At 42.7% G+C, this 20,993-nt stretch carries 13 protein-coding genes; all 13 read right to left on the bottom strand.

The features are described 5' to 3' along the window. Positions 1–113: 113 nt before the first annotated feature. A complete protein-coding gene (locus GQF01_RS30200; RefSeq protein WP_161410779.1) occupies positions 114–1,874 on the bottom strand; it encodes a cache domain-containing sensor histidine kinase in 1,761 nt (586 codons plus the stop codon). A 47-nt stretch (positions 1,875–1,921) separates the two neighbouring features. Continuing rightward, complete coding sequence (locus GQF01_RS30195; protein ID WP_161410778.1) at positions 1,922–2,905, bottom strand: ABC transporter permease; 984 nt, start codon at positions 2,903–2,905, stop codon at positions 1,922–1,924. Beyond that, the gene (locus GQF01_RS30190; protein ID WP_161410777.1) at positions 2,902–3,861 is read right to left on the bottom strand and encodes an ABC transporter permease; all 960 of its coding nucleotides are present in this window, start codon (positions 3,859–3,861) and stop codon (positions 2,902–2,904) included. Before GQF01_RS30190 ends, GQF01_RS30195 begins: the two co-directional genes overlap by 4 nt. Then, on the bottom strand, positions 3,858–5,393 hold the full coding sequence (locus tag GQF01_RS30185) for a sugar ABC transporter ATP-binding protein (RefSeq protein ID WP_328803561.1): 1,536 nt from the start codon (positions 5,391–5,393) through the stop codon (positions 3,858–3,860). The genes GQF01_RS30190 and GQF01_RS30185 overlap by 4 nt, the downstream gene beginning before the upstream one ends. A gap of 79 nt (positions 5,394–5,472) precedes the next feature. Further along, positions 5,473–6,528: an autoinducer 2 ABC transporter substrate-binding protein gene (locus GQF01_RS30180; protein WP_161410776.1), complete on the bottom strand. Its 1,056-nt coding sequence runs from the start codon at positions 6,526–6,528 to the stop codon at positions 5,473–5,475. Positions 6,529–6,694: 166 nt separating this feature from the next. Next, on the bottom strand, positions 6,695–8,380 hold the full coding sequence (locus GQF01_RS30175; protein ID WP_161410775.1) for a response regulator transcription factor: 1,686 nt from the start codon (positions 8,378–8,380) through the stop codon (positions 6,695–6,697). A gap of 34 nt (positions 8,381–8,414) precedes the next feature. Beyond that, positions 8,415–10,175, bottom strand: a complete 1,761-nt coding sequence (locus GQF01_RS30170) for a sensor histidine kinase (RefSeq protein WP_161410774.1) — start codon at positions 10,173–10,175, stop codon at positions 8,415–8,417. A gap of 195 nt (positions 10,176–10,370) precedes the next feature. Next, positions 10,371–13,712 (bottom strand): GH32 C-terminal domain-containing protein, encoded by a 3,342-nt coding sequence (locus GQF01_RS30165; RefSeq protein ID WP_161410773.1) that lies wholly within the window; start codon positions 13,710–13,712, stop codon positions 10,371–10,373. A gap of 81 nt (positions 13,713–13,793) precedes the next feature. Next, the gene (locus GQF01_RS30160; protein WP_235960672.1) at positions 13,794–14,690 is read right to left on the bottom strand and encodes an ABC transporter permease; all 897 of its coding nucleotides are present in this window, start codon (positions 14,688–14,690) and stop codon (positions 13,794–13,796) included. 77 nt (positions 14,691–14,767) lie between these two features. Then, positions 14,768–16,324 (bottom strand): sugar ABC transporter ATP-binding protein, encoded by a 1,557-nt coding sequence (locus GQF01_RS30155; RefSeq protein ID WP_235960671.1) that lies wholly within the window; start codon positions 16,322–16,324, stop codon positions 14,768–14,770. A 97-nt stretch (positions 16,325–16,421) separates the two neighbouring features. After that, positions 16,422–17,420, bottom strand: a complete 999-nt coding sequence (locus tag GQF01_RS30150; protein ID WP_202556781.1) for a substrate-binding domain-containing protein — start codon at positions 17,418–17,420, stop codon at positions 16,422–16,424. A gap of 153 nt (positions 17,421–17,573) precedes the next feature. Continuing rightward, entirely contained in the window at positions 17,574–19,352 is a 1,779-nt protein-coding gene (locus tag GQF01_RS30145) for a sensor histidine kinase (RefSeq protein WP_202556780.1), read from the bottom strand. Between the two features lie 12 nt (positions 19,353–19,364). Next, on the bottom strand, positions 19,365–20,969 hold the full coding sequence (locus GQF01_RS30140) for a response regulator transcription factor (protein ID WP_161410771.1): 1,605 nt from the start codon (positions 20,967–20,969) through the stop codon (positions 19,365–19,367). Between the last annotated feature and the right edge of the window lie 24 nt (positions 20,970–20,993).

Here is a 20,993-nt window from a genome sequence, read left to right as displayed (position 1 = left end):
TTTCGAATAACTTTCGTCATCTTGCTTTTATTATAGGGTAATGGTTTTACCACTGAATAGGCATCCAATCTTTGGAATAGGTGTCTATTCTTTATCTCTTGATTAAGGTAAATCTATGGAAATTGAAGGTATGGGATCAGAACAGACATCTTAGTCCCCTGCCCTTTTGAGCTCTCCATTTGAATGCCATAATTAGATCCATACATGAAGTGGACGCGACTATGTACATTGATTAATCCAATACCGCCAGCAGCATATTCTTGCGTCGTATCCTTAAGTCTATCTCTAAGTAGTTGCAGCAACTCTTCAGAAATACCGGCACCATTGTCTGAAATGATGATTTGAATACCTAAATCGACACCTTTTATCTCAATATGGATGTTTGTTGGCGAATTGCTTTTCTCAACAACATGTCGAATCGAATTTTCGACGAGAGGCTGCAGCATAAACTTAGGCGTGTAATATAGCTCCATGCCAGGGCTGACATCTATAAGGTAGGAACATCTGCTGCCATACCTTAATTGCTGAATATAGAGATAATCGGATACATGCTTAATCTCGTCTCCAATTTGGACGATATCCCCTCTCTTGGCGGCAAAGCGGAGCATTCTGCTTAAGGCGGAAATCATGCTTGATGCCTTCTCCTGATCCTCTCCTTCAATAACCATTTGAATAGATTCCAGCGTATTGTATAGAAAGTGAGGGCTGATTTGATTCTGCAACGCAGCCAATTCAGCTTCCCTTTGGCGGATCTCAACCTGATACACCTTCTGCACCAGCTCTTGAATGCGCTGGACCATATGATTAAAGCTATAGCCGAGTTCTCCGATTTCATCTTTCTGATGGATGGGAAAGGAAACATCGAAATTCCCCTTCTCCACTTTCCTCATAAGTCTCTGCAGAGTTCGAATGGGGCTCGTCACCGTTTGTGAAACAACGGCAGATACGATGATGACGATAATTAAACAAATTGAAAAAATAGCAATAGTAACATTACGAATCCAGATTGTTTCTTTGGTTAATTCTTTTATTGGATTAATCGTGACCAATGTCCAATCCGTATAGGTAGAATGATTAGCACTGACAAGCATGCGCGAATGATTGACTTCCCTTACAACCGTACCGTTCTCCAGAGGCAAAGCGGAGGACTCCCATGTGCTTTTTCCGATTAAATTTTTATCGTTATGATAGACGATTTGGCCCAGCTTGTTCGTAATAAACAACATACCGTCGGTTGAAAACGGGATCAGATCGCATATTTTGGAAATTTCACTGAGATTGACTATGAGCAGCACCGTACAAAGCGGAATCATATTATCCGTATCGTAGATTTGTTTATAGATGGAAATATAGTTCGGATTATCTTTAAAAACTAACTTTTGCTGACCGGGTGGAAGAAACCATGGCTTCCCTTGCAGATCCATTTCCTGTTGAAACGGGTTTTTGTCTTGTAAAAAAGCGCTCCCAACAAAACTCAATCGTGAGCTTGAATAGACACGGCTGCCGGATTGCACAAAAACAGCAATGACATCTTGATGTCTGCCGTTTACGATGTTGCTTGCCAGATACGATTGCACAAAAAAAGCATCCTGCTCGCTGGATGAAGTAGATCCAGACTGTTTCTTCCGCAGGATAGCCATGACTTCATTCGATCTAGCAATAACGTCAGGTGTTGCGTATAGCTCCGACATATACTTATCCATGTTGAAGTTGGACTGTGTTAAGAGGGCAGGTACATATTCCCCTACATTTTTTTCGATCGACTCGACATACTGTTGATAGGAAAAATATCCTAGAAACAAAAGCGGGAAGGATACGAGCGTCAGATAGGTGATAAATAATTTCGTGCGAAATTTTATCGGAATCTTCTTCATCTTACCTTCCACCTGCTTCCGCGTGAGACTTTGATAAGAAAACTTTGTTACACACCTTTGCTAATGGATGGTTTAATCCATTTTCCCCAAGAAGCCAACTTGCGGAAGCCCATGGCATGCTGAATCAATAAAACGAGAATTAGAATACTGCCTTGAATCACATCTTTTATAAATGGAGCCACACTCAAGAGATTCAAGCCATTGGACAGAACGGCAAAGATACAGCACCCCAGCATCGTTCCGATCATTTTCCCTTTGCCTCCGGAGAGAACAGTCCCCCCAAGCACAACAGCAGATATGCTCTGCATCAAATAAATAGATCCCATATCAGCTCGAGCTGTTGCAACGCGGGATGTCATAATGATCGCCACAATTCCTGCCAGCACGGCTGCAATCACATAGACCCCAATTAACACCTTGGTCACCTGGATGCCCGAGAATTTGGCCGACTTCTCACTGCTTCCAATCGCGTAAACGGAGCGTCCCCATGGGGTATAAGCCATGATCAGGCACATGAGGATGACTAAAACAATTAGAATAATGGATTGTACAGGGATTCGGAAAATTGATCCTTGTCCCCATAAATAGAAAGATTCTGAAAATCCGGAAAATGCCTTACCTTTACTCAAAACGAGCGCAATGCCGTTAAAGAAAGTCATCGTTGCCAAGGTAACCAGGATTGGCGAAATCTTTAATTTGGCCACAAAAAATCCATTAAATAATCCACAACATACGGCAACCACAAGTACAAGCGGAATAACAATGAGAATCGGCAGGCCTTTATTAAGCAAATATCCGGTAACGACAGCCAGAAGACCTACTAGATTTCCTAATGAAAGATCAATGCCTGCCGTTAGAATAATCAATGTCATACCGAGTGACAAAATCCCCAATTCTGCCAGCTGCACGGTTACCGATAATAAATTGTCCACTGTCAGAAACACATCACTTTGCAAGCCCAAAAAGACAAGAAGAGCAAGCAGCAGCAGGAGAAGCAGCATTTCATTCGTAAGCCAGTTCTTAGGTTTCATGCTCTGGCCCTCCTCGTGAGCTTCACTTTGCGATTAAGGACATCTACCGAAATGGCGAGCAAAATGACCATGCCAACAACAACATTCTGCCAATATGTTTCAACATGAGCCAGCACCAGCGCATTGTTGATCAGACCAAGGAACATAACGCCTAGTACGGTTCCAAGCACTGATCCGCTTCCTCCCATAATATTGACACCTCCAACAACTACCGCTGCGACTATGCTTAACTCAAATCCTACTGCCGCATTAGGCTGAACACTGCCTTGTATGGCACCATAAACGACAGACGCCACCCCACAGATTAAACCCATGTACATGTACACAAAAATTTGCAGTCTTTTGACCCTAATACCGATACGTACGGCCGACTCCTCATTTCCACCAAAGGCATAAATTTGTCTGCCGATTCTCGTGTATCGCAAGAGGAATCCGCTGATGAGGGCAATTCCCAGAAAAATAAGAAAAGACAGCGGCAATCCCACAACCTTCTGTGCATTTAAATTGCTGTACCATGCCGGGAACCCAACAATCCATTCCCCATTCGTCACTTGCAGAATCGTTCCCCGGAAGATCCCCATCGTTCCTAACGTGACAATGATAGCGGGAATTTTCCCGTACACAATAAATAAGGAATTGAGTAATCCTAGAACAAGTCCGCAACCAGCACCAATGAGAAATGCCATATAGAGATTAGCACCTGTTGAGATGACATATTTGGCTACAATGACAGATGACACAGCTAGGATGGCGGCGACAGAAACGTCGATCCCTCCTGTTAGAATGACGATCGTCATTCCTACGGACATAATGCCGAGGACGGAATTCGTAATCAGGATATTCGTTACATTACTTGAGGTCAGAAAATTCGGCGTTATCATTGTCATAATGAGTGTGACTAGAATGAGTAATAGAGCAACGCCGAACTCTCTACTTGTAAGTAATCGCTTCATCATGCTGTCACCTCATCTTTGGATCCATCTTCTTCTCTATTGATGCCTGGTACTGCTAGCTTCATGACGGCAGCTTGTGTTGTATGCTTGGCATCCAACTCGCCTGCAAGCTTACCTTCGCACATGACCAGAATGCGATCGCTCATGGAGAGAATCTCAGGTAGTTCTGAAGAAATAAGGATCACACCAATCCCTTTCTGCACCATTTCATTGACTACTTTATATATTTCAGCTTTCGCTCCGATATCAACGCCATTGGTAGGCTCATCAAGAATAAGAACAGACGGGTTGGTCGCAATCCATTTGGCAAGAACGACCTTTTGCTGATTACCTCCGCTTAGCTTATCTACTTGAATGTGAGGGTAGGGAGGTCGAATCGACAACTTCTGAATATAGTCTTCCGTGATGGATCGCTCATCTTTGGGCTTCAGGAACCACCTAGAGCGGGCAATCCTTTGCATAATGCTAAGCGTCGTGTTGTGCTGCATGGACAATTTCATGGCCAAACCTTGAATTTGTCTGCTTTCTGGCACTAGTGCCAAACCGGAATGAATACATGCGCTCACCGACTTCAGATCAATGCGCACGCCTTTCATAGATACACTTCCTTGATCTGGAGGATTCAAACCGAATATCGATTCAGCCAATTCACTTCTTCCAGCACCAACTAAGCCTGTAATGCCGACAATCTCCCCAGCTCTTACCCTAAAACTGATATTCTCGAATTGCCCCGCTTTGGTCAAACCATTCACCTGCAGCAAGATGTCTCCGATTTGAACGGGAATTTTGTGATACAAATTCGTTAATTTGCGACCTACCATCAATTCCACAAGAGCTTCCTGCGTGAAATCTTTCAGCGAGCCTGAAGTTATGTACTGTCCATCCCTTAACACGGTAGCCGTGTCACAGAGTCTGTAAATTTCATCGAATTTATGACCGATAAATACGATTGCAATGCCATCACGCTTTAATCCCATTGCAGCCTGAAATAAATATCCAACTTCCATTCGAGAAAGCGAGGATGTAGGTTCATCCATAATTAACAGCTTACAATCGCTAACTAAAGCTCGCGCAATCGCAACCAACTGCTGTTTACCTACGGATAATTCGGATAGCTTAGCATTCAGATCAAGCTTTATGCCTAAGCGGTCCAACGCAGCTTGGGCCTTTATAGTCATTTTCTTCCAAGAAATGAACGAAGTGCTTTGTTCGTCACTTTCTCCTAAGGCGATATTTTCTGCTACGGTTAAATTAGGAAACAAGCTTAGATCTTGATAGATGACAGTGATACCTAACTTTCTTGCTTGTGTTGGACTCTGGATTGCGACTTCCTTGCCTTCAATCATGATTCTGCCCTGATCCGGTTGAATGACCCCTGCCAGCACTTTAATCAATGTGGATTTCCCCGCCCCGTTCTCCCCTACGATTGCGTGAACTTCCCCCCTTCTTACTTGCAGCGATACTTGATCCAGCGCTTTAACCCCAGGATATTGCTTGGTTATAGCTTCTAATTCCAACCATAATGAATTTGTCACAATAGGCACCCCTTTCTATCAAATAATGGCAGAATCCCTAACCTCTAACGATTAGGGATTCCTTGTCTAATACGTTGATTTAGAAGTCGTATTGATCCACATTATCCTTGGTGAAATCGGTTGGCTGTCCCATGATAAGGACTTTCCCTTGGATAGATACTTTACCTACATTTGGAATGTCTTGTCCGTCTGTCAGCGTTTTACCGTCTAGCAGATCTTTGGCAGCAGCCACTGTTAAGTAACCAAGTTTTTTCGGACTCCATAACGTGGCCATTTGAGCAGAATTATCTTTCAAATACGGTTTCATTAGGTTCGGTGTGGACAAACCAACGACTTTAATTTGACCATTCTTGTTCGCCTTTTTCACAGCTTCTGCAGCACCAGGCACAGCCGCTGAGCTGTTCCCGATAATGCCTTTCAGATTCGGGTACGCAGAGATCAGATTTTGCGCTTGTGTTAGCGCTTTTTGCTGGTCATCATCGCACGGCACTACGGAGTCTAATTTCATTTTCGGATACTTTTCAGCAGCTTGCTTCTTCATATAATCCATCCAAGTATTCAGGTTCCCAGCTGTCAGAGACCCTGTAATGATCGCAAACTCGCCTTCTTCGCCCATTTGTTGCGCAAGCGTATCCATAATATGCCTGCCCAAAGCTTCATCACTTGTTTGGCTGACGAACAGATCCCGCGAATCTTCTTGCGCATCTGCATCCCATGTTAATACTTTGATCCCTGCTGCTTGAGCCTTCTTGAGCACGGGAGCAATCGCTGTTGGATCATTAGCTGAAACGGCAATGGCGTCTACCTTTTTCGTAATCAAATCCTGAATAAACGTCGATTGTTGGGCGGCATCCGCTTGCGTTGGGCCTGTATAAATAACTTTGATTCCCAAATCCTTCCCCGCTTGTTCAGCGCCTGCTTGTGCAGAGTTAAAGTAAGGAATACCTACAAGCTTAGGTACTACAGCAACCGTAAATTCCTTCTTCGCAGCTGTGGTTGCAGCCGTTTTGGTATCCGTGGACGGGGAATTGGCAGAAGTTAAGGAAGTGCTCCCTCCGTTTGAACATCCAGCCATGATGGACATAGCAAGAAAACTGCATAAAACCGTACCTAGCATTTTTTTGGATTGCAACATTTTTCATTTCCTCCCTTTTAGTTCTAACACTTCTTCTATACCATTTAATCTTAATAGAGGTGGAGGCTCTTACATAGATATCCTTTTTTTAGATTACGGCTATATTCTTTGGCTCTTACATAAAAATGACCCGTCTCATTACACATGTGCAATGACGGGCCGATTCTTATTTTAGTTGATGCTCCCTATAATCTGTTGGTGTACTTCCATAATATTCTTTGAATAGCTTGGTAAAATATTTCGGGTTCTGATAGCCTACTTTATTGGCGATTTCATTTAATTTTAATACTCTATCCTGCATAAGCTCGCGCGCTTTATCCATCCGAATGCGAGTAACATAATTCAAAAAGTTTTCTCCCGTCTGGATCTTAAACAAATTGCTGAAATAAGAGGGATTCAAGTAGATTTCTCCCGCGACAACACCTAGCGTCAAATCATCTGCCAGATGCTGTTCGATGTAAGTTTTTGCTTTTTCGACGGGCTCTTTCTCGCTTTGAAATCGCAAACTCTTTAGCTTCCCTGCAATGAGCAATAGAAAACGCATCAATTCTTCCTTTAGTTCCAAGACATCGGAAGATACTTGCATTTTTCTCCAAGTACTCTCGATATAGGTAGTGGACATCAGCTTTCCTGTATCGCGATCCTCCAACCGGATCTCATCAATCAGTATGGTTGCCCGCAGCATCAATGCAAGAACATTAGCAGGTAAATCACCTGAAAATAACGTATTTTTCTTCCAAATCGAAAATAAATCGTCTACGGTAGCTCGAATAACGTCTTCGTCAAAAAGGCGCATCACGTTAAATAGCTTGCTCTCAAGATCTGATAGGCGCAAGGCTGCACTTTTCGTTTCCTGTACATTTAACAAGTTATACGCAGGCTGCTTTTCAAGCCAATGGCATTTCCCACCGCCTTCAAACAGTCTTCGTTGCAGCGAAGCCCTCGCTTCAGCAGCGGCCTGTCCAATGGTTGATATATCTTGCAGTTCACTGCTTACTCCCAGGCTGACTGAAACCGGCAGGTATTTCGCGAAAGTCTCATGAAGCTTCACCGTAAGACGTTCACAGAACCGGTCTATCTCCGAAGAGGAGGCATCATCTGCATCTGCTTCACCATCAGGCTCCTCTTGTTTATTATGGTTGATTAGAACCCACCCCCAACCGTCCAAACCATTCCAAGAGCGAAGAGAGATGGCTGATGCTTCGCTTCCTCCGAACCCACTGCCTATTTCTCGTATAATGCCATTCATCACATATTCAAATAATTCATAGTCTCTTTGAGAATAGGCGTCGGCTCTTGGGACTCGGTCAATGGAAGCAGCAATTAGTCGATAGTGGCATAAAGGGTTAAGCAGACCTTGCCATTCCTTAACATGAGGAAGCCTGCTTGCATAAAGAACAGAATTCAAAAAGTTCCCGACTTGGAAATCATCCGCCTTCTGAGACTTATGTTCTAGATCTTGCTGCAAAAACTGCTTCTTTCTATGCGTAGTGACCAGTTCTATCATATTATTCAGTTGCTCACGAAACTGTTTGCGATCAATCGGCTTTAAAATATAATCGCTAGCGCCGAGCTTCAGAGCGCTTCGCGCATATTCGAATTCCTCGTACCCGCTAATGACCAAACTGAATACATTCGGATGAAGGTGCCTAACCTCAGTCAAGAGTTCCAATCCGTCCATTTCAGGCATTCGGATGTCAGTTATTATTAAATCAATCTCCTCTTGTTCCAGGGAAGCTAATGCCTCTTTGGCCGAGGAGCAGGTGCCTATGACTTGAAAAGAAGTCCCGGCCTGTGTTACCAGTCTTGCAATTCCAGTGCGAATTAATTCTTCATCATCTACGATTAACACGCGAAGAGGGAGCACTTTGAACATCCTTTCCTATTCATTTGGGTGGTACTTTCATATATGGGATGCGTACTGTAATGGTTGTCCCTTCCCCTTTCTTACTCGTAACAATCACGCCATATTCCGTGCCGTATAACAGTTGAATTCGGCTGTGCACATTTAATAATCCAATACCATGCTCTTGATCGAGCAGCTGTTCACCCTCGAATTTGGCCTGGAGCTTATGGAGTATTTCGCCCGGTATCCCTGGCCCATTATCTTGAACGATAAATTGGACACCTTCAGCAGATTTGCTGACTGTGATCATAAGCTGAGTTGGCGAATTTGTTTTCTCCACAACATGCCGAATCGCATTCTCAACAAGGGGTTGTAGAATAAATTTGGGAGCAAAGTACAGATGAATACTCGGGTCTATGTCAATGACATATTGACATCTTTTGCCGTATCGCATCTTTTGAATATACAGATAATCCGTTATATGTTTTACTTCATCCCCAATGTTGACAACATCCCCTCTTCTTGCCGTAAATCTAAGCATATGGCATAGGGCCGAAATCATCGTAGAAGCCGTTTCGCCATCGTCATTCTCGACAACCATTTGGATAGATTCCAATGTGTTATATAGAAAGTGAGGATTGATCTGACTTTGCAGGGCAGCTAATTCCGCTTCCTTTTGTCTAATTTCTTCCTGATAGACCCTTTTCACCAGTGCCTGAATGCGTTCAACCATGTGATTGAAACTGTTCCCCAGTTCCCCGATTTCATCCGTTTGATGAACAGGAAATGAGACTTGGAAGTTACCCTTTTCTACCTGTCGCATTAACAATTGAAGTGAACGAAGGGGTCTAGTCACCGTTTGTGAGAGCCATATGGAAATGAGAGCGGATACAAGTAAGCAAATAGAGAAGATAGCTATTGTGAAATTACGTATGCCTATCGTTTCTTCCGTCAGTTCCTTGACTGGATTAATCGTAGCCAAAGTCCAATTGGTATAGTCCGATTTGTCAGCGCTAACCATCATTCTTTCTCTATTAATTTTGAGTTCTGAAGTCCCTTTAGCAAGTGTTATTTCAGGCGTTCCTACTTGGCCGATGAATTCGTTGTGATTATTAAATACAGTCTGTCCTACCTCATTATTCAGCAGAACCATCCCATTCTTTGCAATCGGTATCCGATTACATATCTTGGATATCTCATCCAAACTTACAATGAGCAGTACCGTACAAAGAGGGTTCATATTGTCTGCATCATACAATTGCTTGTATATGGAAATATACGGCTGATTATTCTCGAACACGAGCTTAAGTCTTTCAGGTGGAACAAAAAGCAGCTTGCCTTGTAAATCCATTTCTTGCTGAAAGGGATTTTTCTCTTGCAGAAATGCGTTTCCTTGAAAGTTCAATCGTGAGCTTGAAAACACACGATTCTTCGTCTGAATAAACACGGCAATAACATCTTGATGCCCGCCATTCACAATGTTATTAGCCAGGTACGATTGAACTGTAAACGCTTCCTGTTCTTTGATGGAAACTTTGTCCTGCTCCTTTTTCCTGAGGATCGCCATTATTTCACCTGATCTCGTTACGACGTCCGGAATAGATACGAGTTCTGACAAATACTTATCCATATTGGCATTGGCCTGGTTTAATATCGCTGGAACATACTCCCCAACATTTCTTTCAATCGATTTCTCGTATTGGCGGTAAGATAGATATCCTAATACAAATAAAGGCAAGGAAACAAGAAGCAGGTACGTAATGAATAACTTTGTCCTAAACCTAACCTGCATGCTCCTCATTGTCGTACTCCTAGTCCAGTATAGAAACAGTCATCGGGATATGTAGTGAATCTATTTATTCGTTAAAAGGAACAATTTTCCTGCAATTCCATGTGCCCTTTTCCTCTGAAAATCGCGATCATTACTTATGCGCACGTAAAAACGGCCGCAAGTGATTTCAAACTTGCGGCCGCTCATTCACTTTTCGCTTACGTATTAACCGATAATCAATATTGCCAACGCCGCCAAGTCTGCGATGTCGATAACACCATCGTTATTAATATCTGCTTTTTCATACAAATTCCAATTCGGATCCTTGGATGTTTTGCCATAATAAGAAGCCACGATAGCTAAATCTCCGATGCTTATTTTATTATCTCCGTTCGTATCTCCCGGAGTGGTAATAGCTGTAATTTGCACACTATAGGAGGTACCGGCAATATTCTTCTCCACGCCTGTTCCATTGGCCACTACAGCGTCTGACAGACTTATCAATGCTGTCACGGGTGATGAAGATTTCGCACGCATGTGAAGCGCCAGCATCTCACCATTGACACTATGATCGCCCCCTACCATTGCAGATAGGATTCTGACCTTGCCAGGATTCTTCGTCACATCAGATATGGCAACAATTTTTTGATCCGTAAGCAAAGAGTCTGCTGATATGAATTCCATCTGCTCAGGGTCATACGTGAAAGTGACATCTTGGGCGTAAACGCTTTGATACACACTTTGGGTATCCCCCGTTATCCCATAGTTTAGAGTAAAAGGCTTGCCGGCTTGCACACTTTGCGGGCCACTTATCACACCTGATAGATCTTTCGGCGGTGCATCCAGGTCTGTTAGATAACTATTATTAAATTGAACATCACCACTGAAGACATTAAATCCACTTTTGCCTTCTTGATACGTAGCATCATCGGCTTCAATAATAAGCTTTCCGTCCAGGTAATACTGCAGATGTTTTCCATTAGCTACCACTTTAAGATGATACGTGTCTTTGACGTCTATTCGTGCCGTGCCCAATTCAAAATTGCCGTTGGCAGGGAATTTAAATATTCTTGCCGTTCTCATGTTTCTGTCCACATTGGCCACATAGGACTGACTTCCAGTGTCATTGGACCGGAAAATAAGGGCAGCAGCAACACCACTTTTAAACGTTAGATCGCTTTCATAAATAAAATTCTTGTACGACTTCTCCGTTGCGATATTAAAGCCATCTCCGGCTGCATTTCCTTCCAGCCCATTCCTGATTATCCAAGTGCCACCTTGTGGAACCAGTTTCGTCAGGTTGGTATTGAATTCTGATTTATACACTTCAATCTGAGCGGTTGCAGTTAATTGACCTGATGTAAAAGTGATGCTCGTTGTTCCTTCACCAAGCCCTTTAATAAGAGCATGACCCACTCCATCCGTTGTTACTTCGGCAATTGCTGCGTCTCCCAGACTCCAGGCACCTCCAGCCAATTGTGTGTTAAATGGAAACGGGATGGCCGAAAGTCTGGTCGTCTTGCCAAGTGGGAGATTGACTTTGCTTTCACTCAATAAGACTTTAGCTGGGGATGCAGCCTGACTATCATCTCGCCAAGTCGATTTCAGATCGTACAGGTGCAGCGATACCAATTGAACATCTCCGCCCTTAGCGTAAAGTTCCATCTTATCGCTTCCGAATTGAGGGAAAACTAGATTGGTAATAATCTGTTTACCATCGTTGCCAAAAGCCTCTACGGAGGACCAATCTACAAAAAGATGCATCGTTATCCGATTGTTCTCAGGGGTTAAAGGCGCTTCGGAACGCCCGGTAAGCTTGGCTCCTGAATGATTGCGATCAACGAACATTTTCTTGTTTGCTGTATCGTAACCAACAATGGTTTCCTCAGACTCTCCTTGTCTGACCTTCAAACCGAACTCTTGAGCGGTTCCTAGTTCAAATACAGCTTCAATCTCTGCCTGAAGAGCGTGGTGTCCCTCAAGTAAGTTCGTTCCTGGACTTACCGTCTTATTCGTCAGCGTGTAGTCTGCCCCCCGAAGTTGTTGCAGTTCCGCAATTGGCTTCTGCATCAAGCGTATCCCTTCCGGCGACGTAACAAGCGACAGTTCGTAAGGAATCGTATTAGCTCCATTCCACGGGTTCGTAACTTCTTTGAGGGAACTTGCATATTGCAAGTTCGTCATCCAACTCATTATAATTCGTCTGCCCCCAGGTACATCACTGAAGGATTGTGTCGCATAGGTATCTGGACCATAGTTCATCGGAATGTCATTGGTTTCGGGCACGAACGTCTTGCCGTCAAATGATCCAATGATATAACTGCGTCCACCCTTGCTTAGTACCCACTTTTTATTTTGGGCATTACCGTCAACAGGCAATGGGAATAAATCCGGACACTCCGTATAAATATTATTCTCACTTTCTAACGTCCAATTGATGAGATTCGGCGAAGAATAGATTCGGAACTTGCCGCCTGCTACAGCCATAATCCACTTCTGTGTTTCCTCATGCCAGATTACCTTAGGATCACGGTAATCATTATCGGCAATCGGAGGCAGAACAGGGTTCCCAGCGTATTTCGTCCAGGTTCTCCCTTTATCCTTGCTATAGGCGATACTTTGCTTCTCTTTACCGTTCGCATCGTGCGTGAATATGGCAACTAGACCAGAGCCCCCATTGAAGAATCCGCTCGTATCATGGGCATCAACCACCGCAGAGCCTGAGAATATATACCCCTGCTTATCTGGATATAAGGCTATTGGAAGGTGCTCCCAGTGAATCATATCTTTACTCACAGCATGCCCCCAATGCATTGGCCCCCACACGCGATCGTAAGGGTAATACTGGTAGAACAAGTGGTACTCGCCCTCATAGTAAACCATCCCATTCGGATCATTTAACCAACCGAACTCAGGCGTGAAGTGATATTGCGGTCGATACTGCTCCGAGTAATAATCAGGCGCTCTCACGCCTCCCTTACCGGGTTCTCTGTCTTCAACAAACGTTATTCGGACATTATCGAATACAACATTTGAAGAAAACACATTCAACCCCAAGTTACCGCTTGTGTAGGTATTGTCTTGTGCATCAATGATCAAGACATCATCCAGATAAAATAAAATGTGTTCTCCGTTAACAAGAACTTTCAAGTGATAGGAACTTTTCGACTGAATAGGTGATGAGCCTAGCTCAAATTGACCCACGGCCGGGAATTTGAACAGCCTGGCTGTACCAAATGACCGATCCACATTGGCAACATACGCCTTGGACCCGTCCTCATTAGAACGGAATACGAGAGCCGCCGCTTTATCCTTCGCATTCACAAAATTAATATCAGCCTCATAAACAAAATTACTGTGCTGCTCGCTAGCCATGTAAAAACCGTCCGAATTACTTGTACCCTGAATTTTGCCATCGGACGTTATGGACCATGTCCCCTGCTTCGATTGCCATCCTGTCAAATTCGAATGGATCGCGTTATCTGCCAGAATGGTCGTCGGGCATATCGTAATGAGGAACACCAGAAGGCTTAGCAGGAATAAAGTAGTTTTATTTAAAACTTTCATGCGCTTCCATCTCCTTTTCGTCATAGCCAATTATTTCATTGATATCTCTGCTGACTCACTTTCAAACATTCGCGTAATCGCTTACTTATCACTTCGCAAACGATCCAGTAACACTGCCAGTACGATAACAATACCTGTAATGACGGTTTGCCAGAAGAAGCTCACATTTAGAAGTGTCAGACCATTCCGTATGATTCCCAAAATCAAAACACCGATGATCGTCATTTGAATTCGGCCAATCCCGCCTGTCAGACTCGTACCGCCAAGAACCACGGCAGCGATCGCATCAAGTTCTGCCATGTTACCCGCATTAGGCTGACCAGAAATCAATCGTCCCGCAAGAACTACGCCGGCTAATCCCGCACATAATCCGCTGATGGCATATACATGAATCAACGTCTTCTCTACCTTAATCCCTGTTAATCTAGCTGCCTCTGCATTTCCACCAATCGCATAGATATGTCTGCCAAACATCGTATACTTCAGCAGAATAAACATAACCACATAGACGCTAATCATAATGAATATGGGCGTTGGGACCGATAATATTTTTCCAGACCCATAAAACTTAAACGTTTCTGAAGCTAATATCGTAGGTAGCCCACCACTAATCACATAAGCTGCACCTCTGATATACGTCATACTGCCTAATGTAACAATAAAGGATGGAAGCTTGGTTCTCGCTGTTAGGAAACCATTGACCCAACCTGCTAGATATCCTACCGCAATCCCAGCAAACATGGAAATATAAGGGTTTATGCCTTGTTTGGATAGCAATACGGAAACAACGCCTGCTAGTGCGATCGTAGATCCCACAGATAAATCAATCCCGCCTGTCAGAATAACTAAGGTCATTCCAGCAGCAAGGATGCCATTTACCGATGATTGTTTTAACACATTCAGAATATTTCCCGTATCCGTAAAGTTGGGGGCAAAGATAGCAAGTATGATACATATGGCAACCAACACAATTAACATGCCCAGCTGATTCCAAATCCTACCTATTGATAATCCAAAGTTTTGCCTTCTATTAACAACTGCTTCCATACCAGAACTCATTGAATCTCCCCCGTTGCATAATACATGATCTTCTCCTGAGTCGCCTCTTCTCGTTGTAGGTTCGCGCGTAATTTACCCTCATGCATAACGAGCACACGGTCACTCAGCGCCATAATTTCCGGCAGTTCCGAGGAAATCATTAACACGGCAAGACCCGTCTTGGCTAGTTTATAAATGATTCTATGAATTTCCGTCTTTGCTCCAATATCTACACCTCTTGTTGGCTCATCTAACAAAAGCACCTTGGGAGAGATGGATAACCAACGCGAAAGAAGCACTTTTTGCTGATTGCCTCCGCTTAAACGGAGTACCTTTTGTTCTTTGCTTGCCGTCTTGATGCCTAATTCATGGATATAGACATCGGCTTCCTTACTTATTCGGGACCAATCCAACAGGGAGGATTTTCGATAATTAGGCATGACCGCCATCATCATATTTTCTTTGACTGACATATGAAGGAATAATCCCTGCTCCTTACGGCTCTCTGGAACATGGGCAATGCCATACCGCATGGCATCTTCGGGGGAAGATATGTTCACCGATTGCCCGTTAATTAGAATTTCACCAGAGGATATGTCGGATAATCCAAAGATAGCCCTGACCAATTCTGTCCGCCCGGCACCTACGAGTCCTGAAATCCCGACGATTTCCCCAGCGTGCACCTCTAACGAAATATCCTTTACACGTTTGTTGTCCGTTAAGCTTCTAATCTCTAATACAGGTGTTTTATTCTGTATCCAGTTTGTGTGCGACTGTGGTTTCTGGAATAAATCACTCAATTCACGGCCAACCATCGTCTTCACTAAGTGCTCTGGACTCGTTTCAGTTATGGGTACGGATGTGATCCACTCCCCATCGCGTAAAATGGTGCAGCGATCAGAAATTCTAAAAATCTCATCCATTCGGTGTGAAATATAAACAATCGCTACACCTTTTTGCTTTAATTCATTAATAATAATAAAGAGCTTATCGATTTCTTTATTGGTTAATGAAGCTGTTGGTTCATCCATGACTAGAACTTCGGCTTCTATAGATAAAGCTCTGGCGATTTCCACCATTTGTTGTTGAGCAACACTTAAGGTTGAGACATTTTTTCTAGGGTCTAATTCTGAACCTATGGATTGTAATAGCAGATGGGCTCGTTCGTGCACTTTGTTCCAGTCCACCATACCTAATCTATTCTTAGGGAATTTGCTTCCCATTAATACATTCTCGCCAATGCTTATATTCGGAGAAAGATTAAGTTCTTGATGAATGACACTAATGCCCTTCTCACGTGCTTCCATCGCATTATGCCATGCAGTCGGTTTGCCTCGATAGATGATCTCACCTTTATCCGGACGATAAATGCCTGCCATAATCTTCATTAGTGTCGATTTGCCAGCGCCGTTCTCCCCCATCAAAGCGTGTACTTCACCTTTATGTAGATCGATGTTGATGTTCTTTAAGACAGTGACCCCTGAGAAAGACTTGGAGATCGCACGCATGCTTAACGCTATTGACGATACAAAGGAAATGTTCCTATGAACATTCATTTGGACAGCTTCCATCATGTTCTCACTCCAACTATATGATTAGATACTATCATGTGATGTGATTTCCCATTGTAGTAAACCACATCACATGAAGGATTAGCTCCTACTCGTGATCCTACCAGCCTTTGTAGTCTTTAACGTTTTCTGTTGTAATGAAATCAGTTGGAAGTTTAATTAATTCTTCTACTTTCTCGCCTGCAAGAACTTTAAATGCCGTTTCAACAGCAATAGTGATCATATTAAATGGATTTTGTGCAGAGCTTCCGACAAAGCTTTTGTTTTCTTTCAGCGTAGTTACAGCATCTGGTGATCCATCCACACCGACGATAAACATTTCCTTGTCACGATTGGCTTGTTCAGCAGCAATCTTAGCCCCAATACCCGTTGGATCATTAATCGCAAATACGGCATCAATTTGTCCTTTGCCATTGGCTTGTAAAATGGTTTCCATCTTAGTAAGCGATGTCTCACGATTCCCGTTACCATTCTGATTCGCTACGATTTTAATATCAGGAGCTGCTTTGAGCGCTTCTTTAAATCCTGCAATACGGTCTGCTACAGCGGATACCGGTGGACCATCCAAGACAGCAATATTGCCTTTTCCATTCAATCGTTTCACCAAATATTCACCTGCGATTTTACCTGCTTGAACGTTATCCGAAGTGACACTGGCATTGACGCCGCCTTCCGAAATTGTGTCTACTGAAATGATTGGAATTCCTGCTGCTTTAGCTTGAGCTACTGCTGCCGCAATCCCTCTGGTATCTACAGAGCTTAGAATAATCATGCTTACTTTTTTGGTAATAAAGTCTTCGATCTGAGCTGTTTGTGTGGCCAAATTATCTTCAGCACTTACGGCAATCACTTCACCGCCGTGTTTCTTGGCTGCTTCAGCAGCACCTTTGGACATCGCTACGAAAAAGGGATTGCTTAAGTTTTGTACGGTCAAACCAATCACTACTTTTTTACTCGGTGTCGGATCTGCCGCCTTAGCTGTTTTGGCTGATTCCACCGGCGCTTGTGTGGCAACTGTCGGTTTCGTTTCTGTCGTCTTGCCACAAGCTGAGAGCGCAAACACAACAAATAAAAGCAAGAAAATCTTCAAGTTTTTCATAGTCAAACTCCTCTGAATTTTTTGTGTACCCAAGTGAACAACTACACACCTACAGGAGGAGGCCTCACCTTCCCACAAGTATTTATGACTCCATCATACATGTGAAAAAATCAAAACTTAATAGAAAATCTTCTCTCAACTGTTGAAATTTTTCTATTCAATAACTGGCAACCATATATGAACGGTTGTGCCTTTGCCTAGTTCACTCTCGAAAGACAGCCCATATGGCGTGCCAAAATGAAGCTTAATTCTTTGATCCACATTTTGTAAGCCGATACCACTACTCTGCACAGATGGACGTTCTTTCTCGTAAATGCCGTTCATCTCCTCCAAGGACATCCCTTTCCCATTATCAATGACCTGAAGAAGAATGCCGGTTTCCTTACGCACTCCTGTTATTTGTATATGACCTATGCCTTCTTTATTTCTTATTCCGTGATAAATGGCATTTTCCACTAAGGGCTGCAGGATGATTTTAATCACCTTATTTGCAAGAATACTTTTGTCCACCTGGATTTCAAAATCTATTTTAGATTTATAGCGCATTTTTTGGATCGTCAAATAGTGTTTAATATGCTCGATTTCACTGAAAATAGAAATGAACTCCTGCCCTTTACTAATACTTAAACGGAAGAGCTTCGCTAAAGAAGCTGTCATAAGGACAACTTCTTTGGACTTATCGCACTCTGCCATCCAGATAATTGAATCGAGCGTATTGTACAGAAAATGGGGATTGATTTGAGCTTGCAATGCTTGCAGCTCGCTTTTTCTTTTCAACTCCTGCTCCTTCACATTCTGCTGCATGAGCTCTTTGATTTCTGTTGTCATATGATTAAATCGAGTACTTAGGAGCCCTATTTCATTAGGGCTTTGTATTTCAATCTGTATATCAAAATTCCCCCTTTCCACCTCTTTCATCGAGCTTTCAAGATGTTTAATAGGCCTTGAAATACGAAGTGATAGAATAATTGAAAGCAGCACTGTAATGATAAGTAACGCTATACCTCCTAACAATGTATACGTTTGCAACTCACGATTATTGGAGACTAATTCATCCACATAAGTAACCCCGATGATTTTCCAACCGGTGCTTTGTGAGGTCTTAATCGTGTACATCCGGCTATTTTTCCCTTCTGAAGTCAGAAAACTGTTTCCAGATGCCTGCATAACCTGCGATACTAATTCGACTTTCTTATTCGTATTAATCATTTGCTGCTCCGGGTGATAGACAATGTTTCCAGCAGCATCAACAATGAACACATAACCTCTATTTCCGAGTTTAAACTTATTGCAAATATCATTGATAACACTATAGTTCAAGTCTACAAGCAGAACACCGAGCTTTTCACCGCCGACCGTACTGCTCAGTTCACGACTTAGAGATATCACGTTATTGTTATCGTTAAGAATCATATTTTGCTCATGAGAAGAAGAAATAATGACTTTTCCCTTAGCTTCAATTGCTTCTTTGTACCAACTTTGTTCGGCTGGCTTCACTTGTGGATTCAATTTAATATTTTCGTTGTAGGGGATGAACTCACCGTTCGTACCAAATATCAGGATAGATGAAATATCCTTCCTCGTATTCAACACGGTGTTTAGCTGGAGGGATATTTTCTGTTTCAAGTCTTCCTTCCCGCTTGCACCTAGATATACCCGCTTCAAGAGATATTCTTTGATGTCATAATTGGATAGAACCATGCTTGAAATATTGTCCATATAAGTAATGTAGCTGTCTATATTGGAGCTAACCTGTCCCATGAGCTGATAGGTGTAGTCCCGCGAATTTTTCTTCACGGACTCCGTGGAAAGTGTATAAGAAGTCCATGCCGTCACCATAATTGTGACCACAATCAAGCATGAAAAAGCAACAGCGATGGATGACTGGATGCTTTTGAAACGAAAAAAAAGCAGCATTTGTTTCTTTTCCATAGATGCACACCTTTACATCATTTTACGGTACACAGTCGGAGTCATGCCCGTTGCCTTTTTAAAGATTAAATTGAAATAATGGGGATCGAGATACCCGGTGCGATTTGCGATTTCGTAAGTCTTCAAATCCGTACATTTAAGCAATTCCTTTGCTTTTTCCACACGAATCCGCGTTAAATACCCTATGAAGGTTTCGCCGGTATGATTTTTAAAAATTAAGCTAAAATAACTAGTACTTAATACAAGGTATTTGCAAACCATATCCATGGAAATATTCGTATCTGCATAATTTTCTCTGATATAGGCTTCCGCTTTGACAGCTTGCATCTTGCTGCATTTATTTCTTGTCTCTAAAATAATTCCTGTAATGCGTGAACAGTAGGTCTTCAACCAATCTTCAATTTCATCCAATGTGATCAACCCGTAAATTTCAGTCAATGGGCTTGAAATCTTGCTATGCGTGGTTTCACCAATATCCAGATCGTCTAAGGCATCCATAATGGAAACAATGATATGCTGTACGTGGATATAACACCGATCCATGGACAGATAGGATTCCTTCAAATTTTTAATAATTTTCTCAACGATTACATCAATTTCCTGCTGTGTTCCTGACTTAATGGCCGTTATTAGCTTCTTCTCCCAGAGCTTATCGTAAGGAACTCTCTCCCCCAGTCCCCCCTCCATATCGCCACTATGTATAATCCGATTCTTTCCGAGAAAAAAGCGATATTCTAAGGCACTCAAAGCTCTTTTATGTGAATAGTGAATATTTTTTAAGGATGACATAATGTCCCCTACACCGATGGACACTGTAAACTTCAAATATTCTCTTACCGAAACCTTGATTTCTTCGAAAATTCGCGTTGCTGCTCTACTTAAAACTTCCATATCATCGTCAAAGAGAATCACGACCGTTTTATCATCATTATTTTGAAAGACGACTCCGTTTTTCTCTCTCGAGATCATTTCTCCACTAATATTACATACAGCAAAATAAAGCAGTTCACTCTCACTTCCAGGAAAAAGCTTTTTCAGTTCTCCCTGATCATCCACATCAATCACCGCTACCAAATAATAGTTTGCCTTTAAATCAATTTCTAAATAAGCAAGCTTATCATCTATATTGCTTTCTCGCAGATCACCAGTAACCAATTGGTTCAAGTACCGTTCTCGCACCAACGGCAAACTTTCTCTTAGCTGCTGCTTAAGCATGCCTAAATCTTCTACCTGACGAGTCTCATCATCAAGGGCTGCTTTTAATTTGGAAAGCATTTCTCGAAGCTCATCTGCCGTGTTCGGCTTTAAAATATAGTCATACACTTTGAGCTTTAAGGCTTGCTGGGCATACTCAAATTCATCATATCCCGTAAGAATGATGACTTTGGTAAGTGGATGATTCTCGGAGAGATAACGTGTCACTTCCAGGCCATCCACCAAGGGCATGTTGATATCTGTTAGTACCACATCTGGTTTAAGTGTTCCTGCAGCCTGAATTACCTCATCTCCATTTATGAAATCGCCAACCACTTCAAAACCAAGCTCCGCCCAATTTAGACTATCTCGTATTCCCTCTCTTACATTGTCTTCATCATCCGCAATGATAATTTTGTACATGCCACTTTATCACCACTATGCCTA

It is taken from the genome of Paenibacillus silvestris (genome assembly GCF_009882985.1).
Classification (GTDB): domain Bacteria; phylum Bacillota; class Bacilli; order Paenibacillales; family NBRC-103111; genus Paenibacillus_E; species Paenibacillus_E silvestris.
Note: the sequence above shows the minus strand (reverse complement) of the source record. Positions and strands in the feature narration are given on the sequence as shown.

Excerpts from the sequence above, each read along its gene's own strand:
- GQF01_RS30200 (WP_161410779.1), bottom strand. The coding sequence starts at position 1,874 with ATGAAGAAGATTCCGATAAAATTTCGCACGAAATTATTTATCACCTAT.
- GQF01_RS30195 (WP_161410778.1), bottom strand. The coding sequence starts at position 2,905 with ATGAAACCTAAGAACTGGCTTACGAATGAAATGCTGCTTCTCCTGCTG.
- GQF01_RS30190 (WP_161410777.1), bottom strand. The coding sequence starts at position 3,861 with ATGATGAAGCGATTACTTACAAGTAGAGAGTTCGGCGTTGCTCTATTA.
- GQF01_RS30180 (WP_161410776.1), bottom strand. The coding sequence starts at position 6,528 with ATGTTGCAATCCAAAAAAATGCTAGGTACGGTTTTATGCAGTTTTCTT.
- GQF01_RS30170 (WP_161410774.1), bottom strand. The coding sequence starts at position 10,175 with ATGAGGAGCATGCAGGTTAGGTTTAGGACAAAGTTATTCATTACGTAC.
- GQF01_RS30165 (WP_161410773.1), bottom strand. The coding sequence starts at position 13,712 with ATGAAAGTTTTAAATAAAACTACTTTATTCCTGCTAAGCCTTCTGGTG.
- GQF01_RS30160 (WP_235960672.1), bottom strand. The coding sequence starts at position 14,690 with ATGTTAATTGTGTTGGTTGCCATATGTATCATACTTGCTATCTTTGCC.
- GQF01_RS30155 (WP_235960671.1), bottom strand. The coding sequence starts at position 16,324 with ATGATGGAAGCTGTCCAAATGAATGTTCATAGGAACATTTCCTTTGTA.
- GQF01_RS30150 (WP_202556781.1), bottom strand. The coding sequence starts at position 17,420 with ATGAAAAACTTGAAGATTTTCTTGCTTTTATTTGTTGTGTTTGCGCTC.
- GQF01_RS30145 (WP_202556780.1), bottom strand. The coding sequence starts at position 19,352 with ATGGAAAAGAAACAAATGCTGCTTTTTTTTCGTTTCAAAAGCATCCAG.
- GQF01_RS30140 (WP_161410771.1), bottom strand. The coding sequence starts at position 20,969 with ATGTACAAAATTATCATTGCGGATGATGAAGACAATGTAAGAGAGGGA.